The sequence below is a fragment of the Paracoccus sp. NFXS7 genome, assembly GCF_040148865.1.
Lineage (GTDB): Bacteria > Pseudomonadota > Alphaproteobacteria > Rhodobacterales > Rhodobacteraceae > Paracoccus > Paracoccus marcusii.
Map to the genome: position 1 here is coordinate 598,362 of NZ_JAKEKV010000001.1, position 22,578 is coordinate 620,939.

20 protein-coding genes are annotated in these 22,578 nt (G+C 68.7%); 15 read left to right on the forward strand and 5 right to left on the reverse strand.

Going from position 1 to position 22,578, the window contains the following annotated elements:
- From LZ686_RS02990 to LZ686_RS03055, 14 genes are all read left to right on the forward strand, one after another.
- A complete protein-coding gene (locus LZ686_RS02990) occupies positions 1-2,082 on the forward strand; it encodes a chemotaxis protein CheA (RefSeq protein ID WP_349546945.1) in 2,082 nt (693 codons plus the stop codon).
- 3 nt (positions 2,083-2,085) lie between these two features.
- The gene (locus LZ686_RS02995; RefSeq protein WP_042250654.1) at positions 2,086-2,556 is read left to right on the forward strand and encodes a chemotaxis protein CheW; all 471 of its coding nucleotides are present in this window, start codon (positions 2,086-2,088) and stop codon (positions 2,554-2,556) included.
- On the forward strand, positions 2,553-3,425 hold the full coding sequence (locus LZ686_RS03000; protein ID WP_349546946.1) for a CheR family methyltransferase: 873 nt from the start codon (positions 2,553-2,555) through the stop codon (positions 3,423-3,425). Before LZ686_RS02995 ends, LZ686_RS03000 begins: the two co-directional genes overlap by 4 nt.
- Positions 3,426-3,435: 10 nt before the next feature.
- Positions 3,436-3,825, forward strand: coding sequence for a response regulator (locus tag LZ686_RS03005; protein WP_045998843.1), 390 nt, complete (start codon positions 3,436-3,438; stop codon positions 3,823-3,825).
- Complete coding sequence (locus LZ686_RS03010) at positions 3,822-4,160, forward strand: DUF8776 family protein (RefSeq protein WP_349546947.1); 339 nt, start codon at positions 3,822-3,824, stop codon at positions 4,158-4,160. Before LZ686_RS03005 ends, LZ686_RS03010 begins: the two co-directional genes overlap by 4 nt.
- Before the next feature lie 128 nt (positions 4,161-4,288).
- Positions 4,289-5,989: an IucA/IucC family protein gene (locus tag LZ686_RS03015; protein ID WP_349546948.1), complete on the forward strand. Its 1,701-nt coding sequence runs from the start codon at positions 4,289-4,291 to the stop codon at positions 5,987-5,989.
- Positions 5,979-8,696 carry an IucA/IucC family protein gene (locus LZ686_RS03020; RefSeq protein WP_349546949.1) on the forward strand — a complete coding sequence of 906 codons (2,718 nt, stop codon included), beginning with the start codon at positions 5,979-5,981 and terminating at the stop codon, positions 8,694-8,696. Before LZ686_RS03015 ends, LZ686_RS03020 begins: the two co-directional genes overlap by 11 nt.
- Complete coding sequence (locus LZ686_RS03025; RefSeq protein WP_349546950.1) at positions 8,693-9,925, forward strand: DUF6005 family protein; 1,233 nt, start codon at positions 8,693-8,695, stop codon at positions 9,923-9,925. The genes LZ686_RS03020 and LZ686_RS03025 overlap by 4 nt, the downstream gene beginning before the upstream one ends.
- A complete protein-coding gene (locus LZ686_RS03030) occupies positions 9,922-10,722 on the forward strand; it encodes a sugar phosphate isomerase/epimerase family protein (RefSeq protein ID WP_349546951.1) in 801 nt (266 codons plus the stop codon). The genes LZ686_RS03025 and LZ686_RS03030 overlap by 4 nt, the downstream gene beginning before the upstream one ends.
- 84 nt (positions 10,723-10,806) lie before the next feature.
- Positions 10,807-11,292 (forward strand): SspB family protein, encoded by a 486-nt coding sequence (locus LZ686_RS03035; protein WP_045998839.1) that lies wholly within the window; start codon positions 10,807-10,809, stop codon positions 11,290-11,292.
- 4 nt (positions 11,293-11,296) lie between these two features.
- Complete coding sequence (locus LZ686_RS03040) at positions 11,297-12,184, forward strand: dihydrodipicolinate synthase family protein (protein ID WP_045998838.1); 888 nt, start codon at positions 11,297-11,299, stop codon at positions 12,182-12,184.
- Positions 12,185-12,278: 94 nt separating this feature from the next.
- Positions 12,279-13,673 (forward strand): class II fumarate hydratase, encoded by a 1,395-nt coding sequence (gene fumC / locus LZ686_RS03045; protein WP_127898860.1) that lies wholly within the window; start codon positions 12,279-12,281, stop codon positions 13,671-13,673.
- A 65-nt stretch (positions 13,674-13,738) separates the two neighbouring features.
- Entirely contained in the window at positions 13,739-13,924 is a 186-nt protein-coding gene (locus LZ686_RS03050) for a DUF4169 family protein (protein ID WP_148912093.1), read from the forward strand.
- Entirely contained in the window at positions 13,921-14,160 is a 240-nt protein-coding gene (locus LZ686_RS03055; protein ID WP_084693622.1) for a ribbon-helix-helix domain-containing protein, read from the forward strand. The genes LZ686_RS03050 and LZ686_RS03055 overlap by 4 nt, the downstream gene beginning before the upstream one ends.
- A 24-nt stretch (positions 14,161-14,184) precedes the next feature.
- Here the strand turns inward: LZ686_RS03055 and LZ686_RS03060 are convergent, their stop codons facing one another.
- The 3 genes from LZ686_RS03060 to LZ686_RS03070 all read right to left on the reverse strand — a co-directional run bounded on the left by LZ686_RS03060 (position 14,185) and on the right by LZ686_RS03070 (position 17,199).
- On the reverse strand, positions 14,185-15,816 hold the full coding sequence (locus LZ686_RS03060; RefSeq protein WP_349546952.1) for a long-chain fatty acid--CoA ligase: 1,632 nt from the start codon (positions 15,814-15,816) through the stop codon (positions 14,185-14,187).
- A gap of 78 nt (positions 15,817-15,894) precedes the next feature.
- Positions 15,895-16,278: a PaaI family thioesterase gene (locus LZ686_RS03065; RefSeq protein ID WP_045998834.1), complete on the reverse strand. Its 384-nt coding sequence runs from the start codon at positions 16,276-16,278 to the stop codon at positions 15,895-15,897.
- 54 nt (positions 16,279-16,332) lie between these two features.
- Entirely contained in the window at positions 16,333-17,199 is an 867-nt protein-coding gene (locus LZ686_RS03070; RefSeq protein WP_349546953.1) for an NAD(P)-dependent oxidoreductase, read from the reverse strand.
- Between the two features lie 137 nt (positions 17,200-17,336).
- Here LZ686_RS03070 and LZ686_RS03075 point away from each other — a divergent pair, with 137 nt between their 5' ends.
- Complete coding sequence (locus LZ686_RS03075) at positions 17,337-19,754, forward strand: penicillin acylase family protein (protein ID WP_349546954.1); 2,418 nt, start codon at positions 17,337-17,339, stop codon at positions 19,752-19,754.
- A gap of 54 nt (positions 19,755-19,808) precedes the next feature.
- Here the strand turns inward: LZ686_RS03075 and lpdA are convergent, their stop codons facing one another.
- Both lpdA and LZ686_RS03085 read right to left on the reverse strand, forming a co-directional pair.
- The gene (lpdA, locus tag LZ686_RS03080) at positions 19,809-21,200 is read right to left on the reverse strand and encodes a dihydrolipoyl dehydrogenase (protein WP_045998831.1); all 1,392 of its coding nucleotides are present in this window, start codon (positions 21,198-21,200) and stop codon (positions 19,809-19,811) included.
- Between the two features lie 66 nt (positions 21,201-21,266).
- On the reverse strand, positions 21,267-22,523 hold the full coding sequence (locus LZ686_RS03085; protein WP_349546955.1) for an MFS transporter: 1,257 nt from the start codon (positions 22,521-22,523) through the stop codon (positions 21,267-21,269).
- Positions 22,524-22,578: the final 55 nt, after the last annotated feature.

Here is a 22,578-nt window from a genome sequence, read left to right on the forward strand (position 1 = left end):
ATGGCTGACATGGACGAATTCCGCGACATGTTCTTCGTCGAATGCGACGAGCTGCTGGAGGTGCTGGCCACCGGCCTGCGCCAGATCGAGCAGCCCGGCTTCGACGTGGAAACGGTGCATGCCGTGTTCCGCGCCGTGCATTCGGTCAAGGGGGGCGCTGCCGCCTTCGGCCTGACCACGCTGGTCACCTTTGCCCACCGCTTCGAGACTGTCCTGGACCTGGTCCGGTCGGACCGGCTGGACGTGACACCCCAGATCATGGCGCTGCTGCACCGCTGTTCGGACTGCCTGACGGACTTGGTCGCCAGCGCCCGGTCGGGCCGCGATACGGATCAGGCCCAGGTCGACGGGCTGATGACCGAACTGGCGGCCCTGATCGACACGGAAACCCCCGAGGAGACCGCGTTCGAGTTCACGCCGATCTCGCTGGACTTCGACATGCCGCTGTCCTTCGATCCGATCCCACCACCGGCGTCGGGCCTGTTGGTCCAGATGACGCCCACCTTTCAGCTGTACCGTTCGGGCAACGATCCGATGGCCCTGCTGAACGCCCTGCGCAAGCTGGGCGATGCGGACGTCCACCTGGACTGCGCGGCGGTCGCTCTGCTGGAGGACTGGTCGCCCGAACAGCCCGCGCTGTCGTGGCGGGTCCGACTGAGCGGCGTGGCAAGCCAGCCCGATGTCATGTCCGTGTTCGAGTTCGTGGAGGATTGCTGCGCGCTGACGGTCCGCCCGCTGACCGAGGACGACCTGCCCGCGCCTACCCCCGAACCCGCAGCCGCGCCTGCAGACACCGCACCCGTCGCACAGATCGTCCGCGATGCCCCCACCACCGCTCCGCCGCGCGCGGTCCAGCAACAGGACAGCGCCCAGGCCGCACCGACCATCCGCGTGGCGCTGGACCGTGTCGATCGCCTGATGAACATGATCGGCGAACTGGTCATCAAGGAGGCGATGCTTTCCCAGGTGATCCAGACGGCGGGCCTGCACGAGCAGCCCGACGTCGTCGCCGGCCTGGATGCGATCCGGCAATTGGCAAGCGACATCCAGGAAAGCGTGATGGCGATCCGGGCGCAACCGCTGAAGCTGGTGTTCCAGCGCATGCACCGCATCCTGCGCGAGGCGGCCGACGCCACCGGCAAGCCCGTCCGCATGATCACCATCGGTGAGCAGACCGAGGTCGACAAGACCATGATCGAACGCCTGGTCGAACCGCTGACGCACATGATCCGCAACTCGGTCGATCACGGGCTGGAGGACAGCGTGACGCGCCAGCGTCGCGGCAAGCCCCAGGAAGGCACGATCACCCTGTCGGCCGCCCATCGGTCCGGTCGGGTCCAGATCGAGGTGTCGGACGATGGCGGCGGCATCAACCGTGCCAAGGTGCGTCAGATCGCCGAGGATCGCGGCCTGATCGCGCCCGGCGCCAACCTGTCGCCCGCCGAGATCGATCAGCTGCTGTTCCTGCCAGGCTTCTCCTCCAAGGACGAGGTGTCGGCCCTGTCCGGTCGCGGCGTCGGCCTGGACGTGGTGCGCCGCGAGATCATGAACCTGGGCGGCCGCGTGATGATCCAGTCGACCGAGGGTCAGGGCACGACCTTCTCGATCGCGCTGCCGCTGACGCTGGCGGTCGTCGAGGGGATGCTGATCCAGCTGGGCGACCAGACGATGGTCCTGCCGATCACCGCGGTCCAGGAAACGCTGCGCCCCGAGAACACGATGCTGCACGGCGTGGGCCACGGATCGCAGCTGCTGTCCAACCGCGGAGAGCTGATCCCGATCATCGACCTGTGCACCAGCTTCGGCGTCACCAGGCCCGCGGAGGGTCCCGACACCGGCGTGCTGATCGTGGTCGAGACCGACAGCCGCAGGCGCGCAGCCTTCCGGGTCGACGCGATCTTCGATCAGCGACAGGTGGTGATCAAAAGCCTGGAACAGAACTACGGCCGCGTGCCGGGCGTGTCGGCCGCCACGATCCTGGGCGACGGAAAGATCGCCCTGATCATCGATCCCGAAGAAATCCTTCTTTCCATGTCCAACGACCAGGGCCGCCGCATGGCCGCCATGGCATCGAACGGGTGACGCATGCTGCAATCCATCTCGCATAATTCCGTCGGCAAAAGCGACGTCGTGGCCTTCAAGCTGGCCGACCAGGACTTCTGCATCGACATCGGCCTGGTCCGCGAAATCCGCGGCTGGACCCCCACGACCATGCTGCCCCACGCCCCCGACTACGTCAAAGGCGTGATCAACCTGCGCGGATCGGTCGTGACGGTCGTCGACCTGTCGGCGCGGCTCGGCTTCGGCGCCGCGACGCCGTCCCACCGCCATGTCGTCATCATCGCGATGCATGCCGGGCGGATCGTGGGGCTGCTGGCGGACCTGGTGTCCGACATCCTGCCCATCAACGACGATCACATCCAGGCGGTGCCCGACATTGCGTCGAACCCCGCGCGCGAGTTCATCGTCGGCATGATCACGCTGGAGGACGGCCGCATCCTGCGCAAGATCGACCTGGCGCAGCTGCTGCCCGCGGCCCACGGGGTCGACGCGTGAGAACGGCACCCCTTTCGGCCCTCACCCCAGCGGGGCCGGTCCTGACCGATGGACAATTCCGCAAGATTGCCGCGATCGTGCATCAGGACAGCGGCATCATCCTGTCGGAATCCAAGCGCAGCCTGCTGATGGCGCGCCTGAACCGCCGCCTGCGGGTCCTGACGCTGCCCGATTACGGTGCTTATTGCGACCGTCTCGAAGGGCCTGACGGACCGCAGGAACGCCGCCACCTGCTGTCGGCCATCACCACCAACGTCACCGCGTTCTTTCGCGAAGGTCACCACTTTCAGGCCTTGGCGCAGGAGGTCCTGCCCCCGCTGATCGCGCAGACCCGCGCCGGACGGCGGCTGCGGCTGTGGTCCGCGGCCTCCTCCTCGGGCGAGGAGCCCTATTCGATGGCCGTGACGCTGCTGGACGCGTTTCCCGATGCGGCGCAGCATGACGTTCTGATCCTGGCCACCGACATCGACCCCGAGATGGTGGACCGCGCCCAGCAGGGCCGCTTTGCAGCCGATGCGCTGGCACCGGTCCCCCCTGCCCAGGTCAAGCGGTATTTCCAGCCCCATGCCGCGGGCTTCGAGGCCAAACCAGAGGTCCGGCGCATCATGCGGTTCGGCGAACTGAACCTGCATGACGACTGGCCATTTTCCGGCAGGTTCGACGTGATCTTCTGCCGCAACACCGCGATCTATTTCGACAGTGCCGCGCGCCAGCGCCTGTGGCTGCGCTTCGGTGGCGCCCTGAACGAGGGCGGCGCGCTGTTCATCGGTCATTCGGAACGGCTGGACGGCCCGGCCGCGGGCCTATTCGCCGCAACAGGCACAACCCAATACCGGCGCAATGCGACGTCGGACTCTGCCAGGACGTGAAAGGGACAACATGGCACTGAAATCGAACCTTCATGTGATGGTGGTGGACGACATGACCATCAGCCGCTCGCTGATCGAACAGGCGCTGGACTGGGCCGGCCTGGTAAACGTCCAATACGAGGCGAACGGAGAGACGGCGTTCCGCAGACTGGCCGCGGCTCCGGTTCATCTGGTCATCTCGGATTACAACATGCCCGGAATGGACGGCCTTGGCCTGCTGGAGGCGCTGCGTCAGAATCCCAGCACCCAGCGCATCGGTTTCATCCTGATCACCGGCACCGCCACGCGCGAGATGATCGAGCGGGGCCAGCGCGCCGGCATGAACAACTTCATCGCCAAGCCCTTCACCAAGGAGGCGTTGCTGCGCTGCATCGAATCGGTGACGGGCAAGCTGCAATGACGGCGACGCCCGATCCTTGCCTGAACGCGGCCCTGCATCGCGCCGCCGCCGAGGCGCATCGCATCGCCCAAGGACTGGGGCGGATCGATGCCGCCCTGGGCGCGATGCTGCAGGTGACCGATGCGGCGGCCCAGTCGCTGCAGGCCGCCGACCTGCTGCGTCAAGAGGTCGAGGGGCTGTCGCGGTTTCTGGGCGTGCTGGCGCAGCAGACCCCGCCGGGGCAGCCCTGCGACCCAAGCCAAGCCGCGGCTGGCCTGGATCTGCGGGCGCAAGCCGTTCGCCTTGGCGGAATGACGCCGGCGGCTGAAGGCCCTCCGACAATCGACCTGTGGTAGCGGACGCGACAACACCTGCACGTTCATGGGATATACTTGACATAAATAATAAACAATAATAACCCACGCCTTGCCAGCATCTGCCAGCCTCGTGATCCCACGGCCCATGGCCGCACTCCGAGGCGCAGATGACCTTTTCCGACCCGTGCCTGTTGGCTGTCCGACATCCTGACCAAGCAGGTCCGGGGGCCGGCACCCTGCCCGATCCTTGCCCTGCGTCTGACGCGCAGGGCATCGCCGATCTGGCCAGCCTGCGCGCGCTGCTGATCTGCGACAGGCGCGAGCTGGGCGGCGGGTGCGATCTGGTCCCGGTCGCCGGCGGCTGGCTGGAGGTCGTGACCGATGCGCCGATGGCATCGGGCCTGCCGCGTATCCGCGGGCTGATCCGGCACGGGCCGGACGGATCGCGCCCCATCGACCCGGACCTGGCGCTGTCGTTGATCCTGGACCGACTGACAGGCGATCACGGACCTGCAGGCGCCGCCTTGGCCCGCCGCGTGCAGGCCAGCCGTCATCGGATCGCCACGATCTGCGGACAGCGCCTGGCGCGGCCGCACCCCGCACCCGACTGGTTGACCGCCGAACAGGCGGTGATCTTCGGCCACTGGATGCATCCCTGCCCCAAGGCGTTGTCCGGCATGTCCCTGCCCGAGGAACGCGCGATGACCCCCGACTGGTGCGGCGCGTTGCACCTTGTCGGCCTGTCGGTCCGCAAAGACCTGATCGCAGGCACCGACCCTGACCGTGTGCGCGATCTGCCGGGCATGGATCTGGACCCCGGTCCCGGACGCATCGTGCTGCCCGCGCATCCGCTGACCTGGGACCGCGCCCGCCGCGATCCGGCCATCGCCGCGCTGCTGTCGCAGGGTGCCATCCGCGAGCTGGGACCGGTGGGACCGGCATGGTGGGCGACATCCTCGGTGCGGACGTTGTGGCGCGGCGACAGCCCGTGGCAGGTCAAGGTGTCGCTGCCGGTCACCATCACCAACTCGCAGCGCGTGAACAAGCGTCACGAACTGCTGGCGGGCGCGGCGATGTCGGCCCGCATCGGCGCGCTGCAGGGGCGGTTCGGGCGGCTGCGGTTGATCGATGACCCGCATTGGCTGACCCTGGCCCTGCCCGGTCGCGCCGAATCCGGGCTGGAGGTGATCCTGCGCCGCAACCCGTGGCGCGGGGGACGCGGGGGGCAGGTGATGCAGGTCGCGGGCCTGGTCGCCGAACCCCTGCCGGGACGGCCGTCGATGCTGGCGCAGGTCATGGCGGGGCACGACCCGGCCGCCTGGTTCGACGCCTATCTGGACTGCACCGTCGCCCCCCTGCTGCGCCTGTATGACGCCACCGGCATCGCGGTCGAGGCACATCAGCAGAACGCCCTGCTGGACCTGTCCCAAGGTCTGCCGCGCCGCTGCGACATCCGCGACAACCAGGGCTTCTATGTGGCCGACGACATGGCCTGCGCCGCGTTGCGCGCCATCCCCCACCTGGTCTATCCGCGCGCCGAGGCAGAGGACGCGCTGACCTATTCGCTGATCGTGAACCAGGTGTTTGGCGTGGTCCACCGCATGGCGCGGGACGGAATCTGGCCAGAGCGGCGGGCGCTATCCGCGCTGGCAGCCCATCTTGGCGGTCTGACCCGCCTGCCGGGTCATGGCGGCGCCTTGGCCCGCCGCTGGCTGACGCAGCCGCATCTGCCCGCCAAGGGCAATCTGCTGACCCAGCTGGGCGGTGTGGACGAACTGCTGATCCCCGGGGAACGCGCACCGATGATCCGCGTGCCGAACCCCCTGCCCGCGCTGGCCCATGCCGGGATGCTGTCCGATGTCGCCTGAGACCCGCGCCCTGCGCCAGACGATAGAGGCTCTGGCCTTCGAACGCATCCTGCGCCCGGCGCAGGGCGGCTGGACGGTGGACGGCCTGGCCATCCAGGCGCCATATCGCCTGCAGGCCAGCGGCCGTGTCAGGCTGTTGGACGACCTGCGCGATGCCACCGGCGGATTGCTGAAACCGGACGACCTGGAACGCGCGCTGGCCAGGGCCGGCCACGATCCCGCGGCGCTGATGACCGCCATGCGGCGCAGCGCGCATTTCCTGCGCGCGGCGGGGCCGGTTCGCGACAACCGCCTGTCGCTGACCGGCCCGGCGCTGGAGGCGAGCCTGATCGAGGGGCATCCGTATCATCCCGGCTTCAAGTCCCGCGCCGGGTTTTCGGACACTGACAATGCCGCCTTCGGCCCCGAAGGCGGCAGGACCATCGTGCCGGTCTGGCTATCGGTCGACCCCGCAATCGTGACGCGTGCAGGAACGGACCCCGCGCAGGGCTGGGCGCCGCCGGGGGCCATCCCGATCCACCCGTGGCAGTGGCGGCGCCTGCAACGTGACCCGGCGGTGCAGGCGCTGATGGCGCGCGGGGCCTTGAAGGTGCTGCCGGCGGAGGGGCCGCGGATGCAGGCCACGGCGTCGCTGCGGACATTGGCCGCCTGCGACGGGGGCGATCACCTGAAGCTGTCGCTTAGCGTGGGGGTGACCTCCTCGGTCCGCGACCTGATGCCGTGGTCGGTGGCGGTGGCGCCGGCCATATCGGACTGGCTGGGACGCGTGGTGGCGTCCGATCGGCACCTGGCCGGGCTGACGATCCTCCCGGAACATGGCGCGGCCATCGTCGCACGCGACCTGCTGGGCGGCAGGCTGGCCGCGATCCGGCGCAGCCCCCCGCCCCCAGGTGCCATGCCCCTGTCGGCCCTGTCGCTGACCCAGCCGGACGGGCGCGCACTGATCGCGCCCTGGCTGGCCGCGCATGGCACCCAGGCGTGGACCGCGCGGCTGCTGACGATCCTGCAGCCCGTCTGGCGCCTGATGACCCATCACGGGATCGCGCTGGAGGCGCATGGCCAGAACCTGCTGATGACCCATGACGGCGGCTGGCCGACCGGGCTGGTGGCCCGCGATTTCAGCGAAAGCCTGGAGTACCTGCCGGACCGGCTGAGCCTGCCCGCCCCGGACCTTGCGGCCATCGAACCGGCGATGGCGGGGGCACCGGACGGCACCTATCACCGCATGGGCCGGGCCACCGACCTGCGCGATCTGGTCGCCGACTGTCTGGTTACCCACGTGCTGTCGGATCTGGCGGATCTGCTGCACCGCACCGGCCATCTGCCCGAAGCGATATTCTGGCGGCTGGCCCGCGCCGCCCTGCCCCATGCTCCCAGCCTGTGCACCGACGCCGCAACCGTTCCTGCGGAAAGCCTGGCCGCGGGGCTGCTGGGCCGCACCGAAACCCACCCTGCGCCGAACCCGCTGAAGGAGCCCGCCATGACCCGCCTGTTCCACCTGAACGACACGCTGATCGATCCGTTCGGCCCGGACGCCCCCGACCTGCTGGCCGGCCGCGACCCCGACCGCACGCGCATCGCACTGTTGATGACTGACCGCGCGGCCTGCCTGACGCAGATCCTGCGCCTGCGGGATGCGGGCGCGTCCTGTCATCCGATCCACCCGGAAACGCCCCCCGATCAGGCGCGCGATCTGGCAAGGCGGGCGGGCTGCGACCTGATGATGACCGATGCGGGTCTGCAGGGGTTGGGACAGGACGCGCCGCATGCGCCGGGTGGGGTGCTGATCCAGACCAGTTCGGGCACCACCGGCGCACCCAAGATCATCGCCCGCAGTTGGGCCGCCATCCAGACCGAGATCGACGCCTATCTGCACGCTTTTCCGCAGGCGGCCGGGATGACGCCGGTGATCGCGGCCCCGATCACCCACTCCTATGGACTGATCGCCGGGATGCTGGTCGGACAGGCACGGGGACATGCTCCGGTGGTGCTGGACCACGCCAACCCGCGCGCCATCCTGCGCCAGCTGGCCCAGTTCCGCGATCCGCTGATCTATGCCGCACCGCCGCTGCTGCATGTGCTGGCGCGGTTGGCCGGGGCGCAGGGGCTGCACGCGGTGATGTCGTCGGGGACGGTGCTGCCTCAGCCGTGGTTCGACGCGATCCGCGGGGCGGCGCGCCACTTGTTCCAGCAGTACGGCTGTTCCGAGGCGGGATGCCTGGCCATCGCCCAGAACCCCGACCGGCCCGAGGACATGGGCCTGCCCCTGCCGCATGTCCGCCTGCAGGCCGGGCGGGACGCACCCGGCCCCGTCTCCGTCCATGCCGCAGGCGCGACGGTGCAGACCGGCGATCTGGGCGTGATCGACGCCCGCGGCCACCTGATCTTTGCCGGGCGGCAGGCAGAGGTGATCGATGTCGCGGGCCTGAACGTCTATCCCGCCCAGATCGAGGCCGCGGCCCTGAGCCTGCCGGGCATCACCGACGCGGTGGCATTCGCCGTCCCGGACCCCGTCGCGCATCAGCGCCCGGCACTTGCCTATTCCGGCGACATCGCCGAGGCGCGGCTGGATGCCCATCTGGCGGCCCTGCTGTCGCCGCGCCAGCGGCCGGTGCGTCTGGTCCGCCTGCCCGCCCTGCCGCGTGGCGCGAACGGCAAGATCGCCCGCCGCGCCCTGGCCGAAACCCTGTCGGAGGCCCCCGCATGACCGACCCCCGCCCCATCCCCGCCCCGCAGGACATGCAGGACCGCATCCGCGCGATCCTGGCCGGTCCGATGGCTTGCCCGCGCATGGCGGCCTTTGGTCCCGACGCGCGGCTTGGCCATGACCTGGGCCTGGATTCGGTCGCCCTGATGACGCTGATGCTGCACCTGGACGAGGCGGGCATCACCATGGCCGAGGATACGTTCGACCGCGCCCCCGGAATGACCGTGCAGGCGCTGTCGATGGCGCTGGCGGGCGTGACCACCGCACCCGATGAACCTGTCGACATCAAGGTCCATTGCGTCGTCAGCTGCCTGTGTCAGGCGCTGAAGGACCGCGGCGGGATCGACCACCGCCCGCTGTATCTGGGCCTGTGGGACGGGCAGGTGATCGTCGACGACAGGATGCGCCTGTCCTATCACACGCCGGGGATCGATCACGGCTTCTATCTGCATTGGGCGGCGCGCCTGTTCGGACTGCAAGTGACGCGCTGGCATGAGGATGCCGCGCCGGGCGCGCGGAGCCTGGACCGGCTGCACGCGCTGCTGGCCGCATGGCGGCCCGGCCGCTACGTCATGCCGATGGTCGACATGGCGCTGCTGCCGCAGCGCGACAACAAGTTCGCCCAGGCCAGCTTTCCCCACTATGCCCTGCTGGAGCCCACGGCGGACCCCGACACCTGGCTGATGCGCGACCCGGATTTCCGGTGGGAGGGGCCGCTGCCCGCCCGCGACCTGCGGGCGGCATTCCTGGCGCCGACCGTGGCCGGAGGCTTTTCCTTCGACAATGCGGGCGCGCATCCCGCGGACGACGCGACCATCGCCGCGATGCACCACGCGACCTTCGACGCGCAGGCCGTGCCGCTGATCGACGCGATCCGCCGCATCGTGCAGGCCCATGTCGCCGACCTGCCGCGCGCCGATCTGGAACCCGCGCTGTGCGAACTGCCGGTCATCGCGATCCGCAAATACGCCTATGAGCACGCGCTGGCGATCTTCGGCGACATCGAGGGCGCCGATCACGACACGTTCGAGGAATGCTGCGACCGGATCGCGGCGCTGCATGGCGGGCTGAACGCCGCCCATCTGCGCGCGGTGGCCTTTGCCCGCGGCGGCGACGGCGACGATCTGCTGCAGGTGCTGGCCGATCTGGACCGGCTGACCCTGCTGGAACGGGGCATCAAGGCCACCGTGGGCCAGTGGTTCGACCGCTGGCAGGGGGCGCGCGCATGAGGATCAATGCCTGTTCCGTGGCCTTCCGTCACCTGGACGTGACCGCCCGCGACCTGGCCCGCTATGTCGCCCGCGAGGGGTTCGACGGGCTGGAGATCTGGGCCCCGCATGCCCGCACGCTGGCCGTCGAATGGTGTGACCTGCCGCAGCGTGCCCCGGTGCCGATGCTGGCGGGCTATCTGCCCCTGGGCACTGCCGGTTTCAGCCGCGCCGACGCGGCCGACCTGCTGGACCTGACCCGGACCTGGGGCGCGCCACGGCTGCGGCTGTTCGCGGGGGGCGTGGGGCGCGATCAGGCGGGGGCGGACCAGCGCCGCGCGATCATGCGCGACCTGGGCACGACGGCCGACATGGCCCATGACCGCGGCCTGCGCATCGCGGTCGAGACGCATCCGCAGACCCTGGCCGACAGCCTGCCCGCGACCTTGGACCTGCTGGATGCGCTGGACCATCCCGCGGTCGGCGTGAACTTCGACGTGCTGCATGTGTGGGAGTCGGGCGCCGACCCCGTATCTGCCTTCGCCGCACTGCGCGAACATGTCGATCACCTGCACCTGAAATCCGTGACCGCGCGCGACCGCCTGTCGGTCTTTCACCCGGACAACGTCCACGATCCGCGCGGCAGCCGTGACGGCATGTGCCCGCCGCTGACAGGTGCCGTCGATTATGCGGCGTTCCTGCGCGTGGTGCCCGCGGGGATGGGTGCGTCGCTGGAATGGTTCGGCCCAAAGCCCGCGGCGACCATGGCGGCCGATCTGCGCGCGTTGCGGCGCGACCTGCTGGACCGCGCGGCGTGAGGGGACGCGGAATCCACCTCCGCCCCCCTTTTCATCCCCGGTCATATCCCTATGCTTGCCGCCAAGAAAAGGTAGGGTGACGTCATGGCGCGATCGGGACTGGATTACGGCGGAATGATGCATCGCGCGATGCAGGGGCTGATCGCCGAGGTGCTGCGCCAGGTCGCCCGCGACGGTCTGCCCGGAGAGCATCATTTCTTCATCACCTTCGACACCCGCGACGACGGTGTCGAGATGGCGGACTGGCTGCGCGAACGCTATCCCGAGGAGATGACCATCGTCATCCAGCACTGGTTCGACAACCTGACGATCCAGCCCGACCATTTCACCATCACGCTGAACTTCGGCAACCAGCCGGAGCCGCTGAAGATCCCGTTCGATGCGCTGCGCACCTTCGTGGACCCCTCCGTCGAATTCGGCCTGCGCTTCGAGACGCAGGACAGCGACGACGACGAGGATGAGGACGCCGAGGCCGACGCCGAATACCAGCTGGACGCCGAGGATGACGGCGACGACACGCCCCCGTCGGGCGGCGCCGATGTCGTGCGCCTGGACCGCTGGCGGAAATAACGCCATGACCATGCGCGGCCTGTCGGCCTTTCCGATCACGCCGACCGACGCCGCGGGCCGTCCCCTGCCCGCCGACCTGCGCCGCCTGATCCTGCGCCTTGCGCGGGCGGGCGTGGACAGCATCGGCGTGCTGGGATCGACGGGCGGCTATGCGTATCTGGAGGCCGACCAGCGCCGGGAGGTGCTGGAGACCGCGCTTGACGCCGCCGGCGGCAGGGTGCCGGTGATCGCGGGCGTGGGCGCGCTGCGCAGCGACACCTCGGCCGCGCTGGCGCGTCATGCGGCAGATGCGGGGGCGACGGGCCTGCTGTTGGCGCCGATGTCCTATACCCCCCTGACCGAGGATGAGGTCTTTGGGCATTTCGAAACCGTCGCAGGGGCATCGGACCTGCCGATCTGCATCTACAACAATCCATCGACCACGCATTTCACCTTTTCGCCCGCGCTGATCGCCCGGCTGGCGTCGCTGCCGACCGTCACGGCGGTCAAGATGCCGCTGCCCGCGGGCGGGGACTTCGCGGGGCAGATCGCGGCCCTGCGCGCCGATCTGCCGCCCGATTTCGCCATCGGCTACAGCGGCGACTGGGGCTGTCCCGACGCGCTTTTGAACCATGCCGACGGCTGGTTCAGCGTGGCGGCGGGCCTGTGGCCCGACCAGACGCTGACCCTGGCCTGCGCCGCCCGTGCGGGCGACCGGCCCGAAACGGCCCGCTGGCAGGCGCGGTTCCAGCCGATGTGGGACCTGTTCCAGGCCCATGGCAGCCTGCGGGTCGTTCATGCCTGCGCCCGGCTGATGGACCTGACCGACGCGCAGCCGCCCCGACCGATCCTGCCCCTGCCCGACGCGCTGACCCCGCGCCTGCGCGCGGCGATGCATGCGCTGGACGACTGAAAGCGCTGTTTGCGCCAGCATACCGTTGCATACGAATTGCGCCCGATGGCCCGGACCGCTACAACCCGCCACGAAACCGTGAGGGAGCGACCCGATGACCAAGACCCGCACCGAAACCGACAGCTTCGGCCCGCTGGAGGTTGACGCCTCGAAATACTGGGGCGCGCAGACGCAGCGTTCGATCATCAACTTCCCGATTGGCTGGGAACGCCAGCCGGTGCCGATCATCCGCGCCCTGGGCGCGATCAAGCTGGCCGCCGCGCGGGTGAACCGCGCCTCGGGCGACCTGCCCGCCGATCTGGCCGATGCGATGGAGCAGGCCGCGACCGAGGTGTTCCAGGGCAAGTTCGACGACAACTTCCCGCTGGTCGTCTGGCAGACCGGGTCCGGCACCCAGTCGAACATGAACGCCAACGAGGTGATCAGCAACCGCGCGATCGAGATCATGGGCGGAGAGATGGGGTCCAAGAAACCCGTCCACCCGAACGACCACTGCAACATGGGCCAATCGTCGAACGACACCTTCCCGACCGCGATGCATGTGGGCATCGCCATGCTGGCGCGCGACACGCTGCTGCCGGGTCTGGAGAAGCTGGCCGCCGCGCTGGAGGCAAAGTCGGCCGAGTTCAAGGACATCATCAAGATCGGCCGCACCCACACCCAGGATGCGACGCCCCTGACCCTGGGTCAGGAATTCGGTGGCTATGCCCATCAGGTCCGCAAGGGGATCGAACGGGTCAAGGCCTGCCTGCCTGACATCTACGAATTGGCCCAGGGCGGCACCGCCGTCGGCACCGGCCTGAACACCAAGAAGGGCTGGGACACCGCCATCGCCGCGGAAATCGCCAAGATCACCGACCTGCCCTTCGTCACCGCGCCGAACAAGTTCGAGGCGCTGGCCGCCCATGACGCGATGGTCATGTTCTCGGGCGCGCTGAAGACGGTGGCCGGATCGCTGTTCAAGATCGCCAACGACATGCGCCTGCTGGGGTCGGGACCGCGTTCGGGTCTGGGCGAGCTGATCCTGCCCGAGAACGAGCCGGGATCGTCGATCATGCCGGGCAAGGTGAACCCGACCCAGGCCGAGGCGCTGACCATGGTCTGCGCGCATGTGATGGGCAACGACGCCGCCGTGGGCTTTGCCGGGTCGCAGGGGCATTTCGAGCTGAACGTCTACAACCCGATGATGTCCTACAACGTGCTGCAATCCATGCAGCTTCTGGGCGATGCGGCCTCCAGCTTCACCGACAACATGGTCGTGGGCACCCAGGCCAACGTAAAGCGCATCGACCAGCTGATGCGCGAATCGCTGATGCTGGTGACGGCGCTGGCGCCCACCATCGGCTATGACAACGCCACCAAGGTCGCCAAAACCGCGCACAGGAACGGCACGACGCTGCGCGAGGAGGCCATCGCCCTGGGCTTCGTCGACGGAGAGACCTTCGACCGCGTCGTCCGCCCCGAGGACATGATCAGCCCCAAGGGCTGACCCTCTTGACCCAAGGCCGGGGGGCGCGCCACAGTGGCGCGCCCTTCGTCGTTTCAGGGACCGCCATGACCCGCATCATCAACCTGCGCCAGGCCCGCAAGGCCCGCGACCGCGACGCCAAGCGTGCCAAGGGCGACGCGAACGCCGCCCTGCACGGAGAGGCCAAGCCGCTGCGCGACGCGCGCCAGGCCGAACGCGACCGCGCGGCCCGCGTGCTGGACGCGCATCGGCGCGACACGCCCGACGAATGATCGACCTGCCCGCCATGACGCCGCCGCTGAAGCGGTCGGTGACCATAGACGGGCACCGAACGTCGGTGTCGCTGGAAGATGCGTTCTGGAAAGCGTTGGCGACCCAGGCCGCGGCGCGCGACCTGACCCGCGCCGCCCTGATCGGACAGATCGACCATGCCCGGCCGCCGCAAATCGGACTGGCCACGGCCCTGCGCCTTTATGTGCTGTCCACCCTGCAGGCGCAGGATCCCTGACCCGCCCTTGGGTCAGTCAGCCGCCTAGCTCCGCAGGTCGGGCAGGACGTGGTCGCGGAACTGCTCCCGCAGGGTCAGCTTGCTGATCTTGCCGGTCGCGGTCAGGGGCATCTCGTCGACATAGACGACGTCATCGGGCAGCTGCCAGCTGGCCAGATGCGCGCCCAGATGGGACCGCATCTCCTCCAGCCCAGGTTGGGCGGCCCCCTTCGGCTTGATCACCAGCAGCGGGCGTTCATCCCATTTCGGATGGGGCAGCGCGATGACCGCGCATTGCGCCACGTCCGGATGGGCGACCGCCAGGTTCTCGACGTCGATCGAACTGATCCATTCGCCACCCGACTTGATCAGGTCCTTGGCCCGGTCGCGAAGCGTCAGGATGCCGTCGGCGCTGATCGAGGCGATGTCGCCTGTCCCGAACCAGCCGTCTGCGTCGATCGCGCGCGCCGTCGCACCGGCATTGTCGTGATAACCGGCGGCCACGGTGTTGCCGCGCACGAACAGCTCTCCCATGGCTTTGCCGTCATGGGGCTGGCGCGTGCCCGCGTCGTCCACGATCTTCATCTCGACACCGAATACCCGCCGCCCCTGCGCCTGCTTCAGCGCCATGCGCCGGTCGAACGGCAGATCGCGCTGCGCCGGCGTCAGCGACCCCTGGCTGCCCAGCGGAGAGGTCTCGGTCATGCCCCAGGCGTGGTTCACGTCGATACCCAGACGTTCAAAGCCCTCGGTCAGGCTGCGGGGCATCGCGCTGCCGCCGACGACGATGTGGCGCAGGGCCGCGGGCTTGGTCCCGCGGGACTGGATCTCGGCGAACAGCCCCTGCCATATGGTGGGAACGCCCCAGGCGCTTTCGACGCCCTCGGCCTGGCACAGGTCCCACAGGCTGGCTCCGTCCAGCGCCGGGCCGGGCATGATCAGGCTGGCCCCGATCAGCGGGGCCGTGAAGGGCAGACCCCAGGCGTTAACGTGAAACAGCGGCACCACCGGCAGGATGCGCGGCTGCGGTCCCAGGTCCGGGCCCAGCACCGCCGCCGTGGCCAGCGCGTGCAGCATGTTCGAGCGGTGCGAATACAGGACGCCCTTGGGATCGCCCGTCGTCCCGGACGTATAGCACAGGCCCGATGCGGTCGTTTCCGGAAGATCCGGCCAGACCCGGTCGGTCGGCTGCCCCGCCAGCAGGTCCTCATAGCACAGCGCATCCAGCGTCGTCTGCGGCATGTGCGCCGCGTCGGTCATGACGACATAGCGCATGGGCGGCAGGCGGTCGTGCAGCTTTTCCAGCAGCGGCACGAAGCTCAGGTCGGTGAACAGCAGCCGGTCGCCCGCGTGATGCGCGATGAAGACCATCTGGTCGGCCGACAGCCGCGGGTTGATCGTGTGGCAGACCGCCCCGATGGACGGCACGGCGTGATAGATCTCTAGATGGCGGTGCCCGTTCCAGGCCAGCGTCGCGACCCGGTCGCCGGGCGCCACGCCCAGACCCTCCAGCGCGAAGGACAGCTGGACCGCGCGGGCACGGGTCTGGGCCCAGCTCTGTCGGTGCAGGTCTCCCTCGACCCGGCGCGACACGATCCGCGCTTCGGGAAAGCTCTCGGCGGCGAAATCCAGAAGCCCGCTTTGCAGCAGCGGGCGGTGCATCATCAGACCGTCCATGACGTCTCCTCCATCATGGCGCCATGATGACGCGATTGCCGGGCGTTTCAACCCGCCCGGCGCGATGGTGCCGCAGGGTCAGCGGGCGCTGACATGGGTCGAGGTCAGGTCCAGCAGCACCGCCCCGTCCGCATCGGTGACCTGCGTGCGCACGGTCGAGATGCGACGGCCGCGCCGCATCCAGGATGCCAGCGCGGTCAGAACCCCGTCACGGCGGTTGGTCAGCAGCTGGGCGTTCAGCGTGATGGCCACGGGAAAGTTGTCCATGCCCTCCTGCGGCTGCTCTCCGCCCAGAACCAGGTTCGTCGCGACCACGTCCGCGAACCAGACCAGCGCGCCCGCATGGATGGTCCCGAACGGGTTCAGGATGCCCGCGGTCACGGTCATCTCTCCGGTGGCTTCCTGCTCGTTCACGCCGGTGATCTCGAACTCGATCTGTCCGGCAAGGCTGTGATCCGCCATCCCCCAAGTCCCTTCGTTAGAGGCGGGCATCCCGCCTTTTGTCGTTCCCCGTCCCTAGCGGGTCAGCCGCGCGATCAGGGACGACGTGTCCCACCGACCGCCGCCCATCGCCTGCACGTCCTTGTAGAACTGGTCGACCAGTGCCGTGACCGGCAGGGCCGCGCCCAGCTGGTCCCCTGCCTGCAGGCAGATCGCCAGATCCTTCCGCATCCAGTCGACGGCGAATCCGTGTTGGAATTCGCCACGATGCATGGTCGCATGACGATTGACCATCTGCCAACTGCCGGCCGCACCCTGACTGATCACCTCAACGACATCGGCCACGTCCAGCCCCGCCTTCTGCGCGAATGCCAGCGATTCCGACAGCGCCTGAACCAACCCCGCGATCGCGATCTGGTTGCACATCTTGGTCATCTGTCCCGCGCCCACATCGCCCATCCGGCGACAGATCTTGGCATAGGCATCGATGACCGGCGCGGCGCGATCGAAATCCGCGACCGTGCCCCCGCACATGATCGACAGCTGGCCGTTTTCGGCCCCCGCCTGACCGCCGGATACGGGTGCATCGACATAGCCGATGCCCGCCTCTGCCGCCGCCTGCGCCAGCTCCTCCGTCACCTTGGCCGACACCGTCGTATGATCGACGAAGACCGCACCCTGCGCCATGCCCGCGAATGCCCCGTCTGGCCCCAAGCATACCTGGCGCAGGTCGTCGTCATTGCCTACGCAGCACATCACCAGATCCGCGCCATGCGCCGCCTCGCGCGGGGTCGCGGCAGAGGCGCCGCCGTGCCGGCCGACCCAGGCCTCGGCCTTGGCCGGGCTGCGGTTGAACACCGTCACCTGATGTCCCGCCGCGGCCAGATGCCCGGCCATCGGAAAGCCCATCACGCCCAGTCCCAGAAACGCCGTCTTGGCCATGCAAATCTCCCTCGGGTCGCTGCCCGTGGCGCGGGGGTGCGTTGAAATGCCCGCGCGCCTGTCCTATGCAACACACCACCATCCATGCGCGGCAGGGTCAACCCGTGCCGCGCCCCCGGCCAAGGACCTGCCCGCACATGCTGACCTTGTTTCGCTGGCTTCTGCGGCTGACCATCGCGCTGATCGTCCTGGCGGTCCTGTCCGCCGTGCTGGTCTGGTATTTCGCCGTGCGGTCCCTGCCCGACTATACCGCCAGCTATCCGGTGACGGGCATCACCGCCCCGGTCGAGATCGTGCGCTCGACCGAGAATGTGCCGCACATCTTCGGCAAGACCGACGCGGACGTGTTCTTTGCCCTGGGCCTGGCCCATGCGCAGGACCGGCTGTTCCAGATGACCCTGTTGCGCCGCGCGGCGCAGGGCCGGCTGGCCGAGGTCCATGGTCCTCGCGCCCTGCCCGCCGACGACCTGATCCGCAGGCTGGGCCTGCAGCGCGCGGCCCAGGCTTCGCTGGAGGTGCAGGACGATGACACGCTTGCGGCGCTGCAGGCCTATGCCGACGGGGTGAACCAGTGGATCCGCATCGTCAACGATGGTGCGATGGGGCGCGGCGCGCCCGAATTCTTCCTGTTCCCGGATGTCATCACCTTCTGGCAGCCCGCCGATTCGCTGGCGATCCTGAAGCTGATGGCGGCGGCCGGCACCGATTCCGCGGGAGAGGAGATCCTGCGCGCCCGACTGGCCCTGGCCTGGCCCGAACGCGGCATGCAGATCGTCGACCGGGCCGGCATACCTGCCGCCCTGCCCGACTATGCGGGGCTGTTTCCCGGTGCCCGCCTTGGTGCGCCCGAACGGCGCCTGGACCCTCAGGCGGATTATGACCCGCTTGGCTTCCTGCGCCCCGAACAGGCGCTTGGCGGCAATGCCTTCGGCGCCGAGGCGCAGCGGACGGCTGCGGGGGCCGCGCTGCTGGCCAACGACCTGCATGCGGGGCTGACGGTGCCGTCGCTGTACTATCTGGCGCGGTTGGAGCTGGTAGGCGGCGGGGTGATCGGGGCCACGGTGCCCGGCATGCCGCTGGTCCTGTCGGGGCGCAATCCGACCCTGTCCTGGGCGCTGACGCCGCTGGACCTGGACGTGGCCGACATCGCCATCGAGGAGGTCCAGCCCGGCAACACCGACCGCTATCGCGGCACGCAGGGCTGGACGGAGTTCCAGACCCGGACCGAGGTGATCCGCGTGCTGGACGCGCCCCCCCAGACCATCACCCTGCGGGAGACGCAGAACGGTCCCGTCGTCCCCGGCCTGGACCCGGGGCTGCGCGACGTGACGCCCATCGGGCATGTTCCGTCGCTGCGCTGGACGGGGCTGTCGCAGCGCGACCGCACGATGTCCGCGCTGATGGCGCTGATGCGGGCCGGCGACGCCGATCAGGCGACCCGCGCCCTGGCCGACGTGGTCGCCCCGGCGCTGGACGTGACGCTGGCGCAGGGAGAGACCGTCACCCGGCTGGCCGCAGGCGCGGCACCCCAGCGGGCCGACGACCACCCGACCAAGGGGGCGCTGCCCTCGCCCGGCTGGCTGGCCGAAACCGCATGGCAGGGCACCGTGTCGCTGGCGACCCAGGCGCGTCGCCCGCAGGACGGGCTTGCCCTTGCGACGGAGGAGCCGGAGGCCGACGGGCTGCGCCATGACCGGCTGTCCGGGCTGCTGGGCGGGCGCGAGGTGCATTCCCGCGACAGCTTCATCGCCGCACAGCTGGACGTCGTCAGCCCTGCGGCCCGCGCCCTGCTGCCGCTGGTGGGGGCGAATCTGTGGTTCACCGGCGATCCGGCGGCGCCTGGCACCCCGGAACGCCAGCGTCAGGACGCCCTGACCCTGCTGGCCGAATGGGACGGCGCCATGAACGAGCACCTGCCTGAACCCCTGATCTATGCCGCCTGGATGGGCGCGCTGCAGGACCGTCTGGTCCGGGACGAACTGGGGCCGCTGGCCGACGACCTGATCCGCCTGCAACCGCATTTCATCGACGCGGTGTTCCGCGATCGCGACGGCGCCGCCGCTTGGTGCGACGTGGTCCAAAGCGCCGCGACCGAGGATTGCGCGACCATCGCCCGCCAGTCGCTGGACCGCGCCATCCTGGACCTGACCGCCGAATACGGTCCCGACGTGACCAGCTGGCGGTGGGGCGACGCGCATCAGGCGCATCACGTGCATCCGGGCCTGGGCGCGCTGCCCGCACTTGGCTGGATCATGAACATCACCCAGTCGATTTCGGGCGGAGAGTTCACCGTGGCCCGCACCGGCATGATCGGCACCGGCGACGACCCCTATCAGGCGATCGGCGGGGCCGGCTATCGCAGCGTGATCGACCTGGCGGACCCGGACAGTTCGGTGTTCATCACCTCGACCGGACAGTCGGGTCATCCGCTGTCGCGCCATTACGACGACCTGGCAGGCCTGTGGCGGCGAGGCGAATACATCGGCATGTCGCTGGACCCCGACCTGGCCCGTGCCGCGGCCGCGGGCATCACCACGCTGACACCGGCCGACTGACGAAAAAAAAGGGGGGCAAAACCGCCCCCCTTCGTTCCCGTGTTCCAGCCGTAATCAGAAGTGGATGGCCCGCCCGTATGCGTCCAGCACGGATTCGTGCATCATTTCCGACAGTGTAGGATGCGGGAAGACCGTCTCCATCAGGTCCTGTTCGGTCGTCTCAAGCTGGCGCCCGATGACATAGCCCTGAATCAGCTCGGTCACCTCGGCGCCGACCATGTGCGCGCCCAGAAGCTCGCCCGTCTTGGCGTCGAAGATGGTCTTGATCATGCCTTCCGGTTCCCCAAGCGCGATGGCCTTGCCGTTGCCGACGAAGGGGAAGCGGCCGACCTTGATGTCAAGCCCCTGCTCCTTGGCCTTGGCCTCGGTCAGGCCCACCGATGCAACCTGGGGGTGGCAATAGGTGCAGCCCGCGATGCTGCCCGGCTTGATCGCATGGGGGTGCTTGCCCGCGATCAGCTCGGCCACCATCACGCCCTCATGGCTGGCCTTGTGCGCCAGCCAGGGCGCGCCGGCCAGATCGCCGATGGCATAGACGCCCTCGACCCCGGTGCGGCAGTATTCGTCCGTGATGACATGGGTGCGGTCGACCTTGATCCCCGCCTCCTCCAGGCCCAGCCCCTCTGTATTGCCGACGATGCCCACGGCCGAGATGACGGTGTCGAACTCCTGCGTTTCGACCTTGCCGCCGACCTCGATATGGGCGGTGACGGTCGAGCCCTTGCGGTCCAGCTTCTTGACCGCGGCCTTTTCCATGATCGTCATGCCCTGCTTGACGAACTGCTTCTTCGCAAAGGCGCTGATCTCGGCATCCTCGACGGGCAGGACGCGGTCCATGACCTCGACCACGGTGGTCTTGGCGCCCAGCGTGTTGAAGAAGCTGGCGAATTCGATGCCGATGGCGCCCGACCCGATGACCAGCAGCTTCTTGGGCATGTGCGGCGGGACCAGCGCGTGCTTGTAGTTCCAGACCAGCTTGCCGTCCGGCTCCAGCCCCGGCAGCTCGCGCGCCCGCGCGCCGGTGGCCAGCACGATGGATTTCGCGGTCACCTCCTCGGTGCCCTTGTCGGTCTTGACGGTGACCTTCCCCTTGCCGGCCAGCTTGGCCTCGCCCATGATCACCGTCACCTTGTTCTTCTTGAACAGGTGTCCGATGCCGCCGGACAGCTGCTTGGCAACGCCGCGCGACCGCTTCACGACCGCGTCCAGGTCATAGCCCAGCCCCTCGGCCTTCAGCCCGAATTCCTTGGCCCGGTGCATCAGGTGATAGACCTCTGCGGAGCGCAGCATGGCCTTGGTCGGGATGCAGCCCCAGTTCAGGCAGATGCCGCCCAGATGCTCGCGTTCGATGCAGGCCACCTTCAGGCCCAGCTGCGCGCCCCGGATCGCGGCCACATAGCCGCCCGGCCCTGCGCCGATCACCACCAAGTCGAAATTCTGGGCCATCGGGTCCCCCGCTGATGAATTATAGTTCAGCGTTAAACCATTTGCCCCAAGGCGGCAAGCGGGCGGTCAGGTCGCAGGCTGGGGCGACGGGTCGTCCGACTGCGCCCCTTCCAGCACCGCGTCGACCGCCAGGGGGGTGGCGTTGGGCGTGATGACCGCAAAGCTGCCCTGTTCGTCCGGGGTCAGGGCACGACGCTGCGTGGTGCGCCATCCCGCATAGGCCGTCAGCAGCGCCAGCAGGACGCCCATGTAGACCCAGTACCCGTCGGGCCCGATGATGCCCATCATCCAGCCGGTGATGATCGGCCCGCCCATGCTGCCGATGCCATAGATGAACAGAAGGCCCGCCGATGCCGACGCCATGTCGGACTGATCCAGATAGTCGTTGGTATAGGCCAGCAGTAGCGCATAGACCGGGTTCGCGACCCCGCCCATGATCGCCCCAGCGATGACCAGACCAAGGGTTCCGGGCTGCGCCGCGACGGTCACCAGGCCGCACAGCCCGCCGATGGCGGACATGCCCAGGACCAGCTTGCGCCGGTCATAGCGGTCCGAGATCCAGCCGATCGGATATTGCAGGACCAAGCCCCCCGCATAAATCGCGGCCACGAACAGGCTGATCTGCGCCACCGACAGCCCGATCTGGGCGCCCCAGACCGACGACATGCCCGACAGGACCGAGAACACGCCCCCGATCAGGAAGATCCCCACGCAGCCCAGCGGCGATGCCTTGTACAGCTTTGCAAAGGACATCCGCTTGATCGTCTGGAACTGCGGCGCAGGCTGGGCCGACAGCAGGATCGGCGTGAAGGCCAGCGACACCAGCACCGACGGGATGATGAACAACAGATAGCCCGCCGGGCTGCTGACGTTCAGCAGGGCCTGCGCGATCACGATGCCCAGCAACTGCACGATCATGTAGAGCGACAGCGCCTGGCCGCGGTTCTCGTTCGTGGAGCCGGCGTTCAGCCAGCTTTCCGCCGTGACATAGACCCCGCAGAAGCAGAACCCGATCAGGAACCGCAGGACCGTCCAGCTGATCCAGTGCGGCTCGACCGCGAACAGGACCAGCACGGCGCTGATCAGCGACCCCAGGGCGGCAAAGACGCGGACATGGCCGACGTTCTTGATCAGGTCCGGCACGGTCAGGCTGCCCAGCAGGAACCCGCCGTAATAGCTGGCCATGACGATGGACATCTGGAAGGTCGGGATGCCCTCGATCCCGCCGCGGATGCCCAGCAGGGTGCCCTGCATGCCGTTGCCGACCATCAGCAGAAGGATGCCAAGCAGCAGCGGCCATGTGGTGCGCAACACCGAAATCATCGCGGGTCTCGTCTTGTTCAGGGGCGTGGGGGCGGAATGCCCGACCTATGCCCGA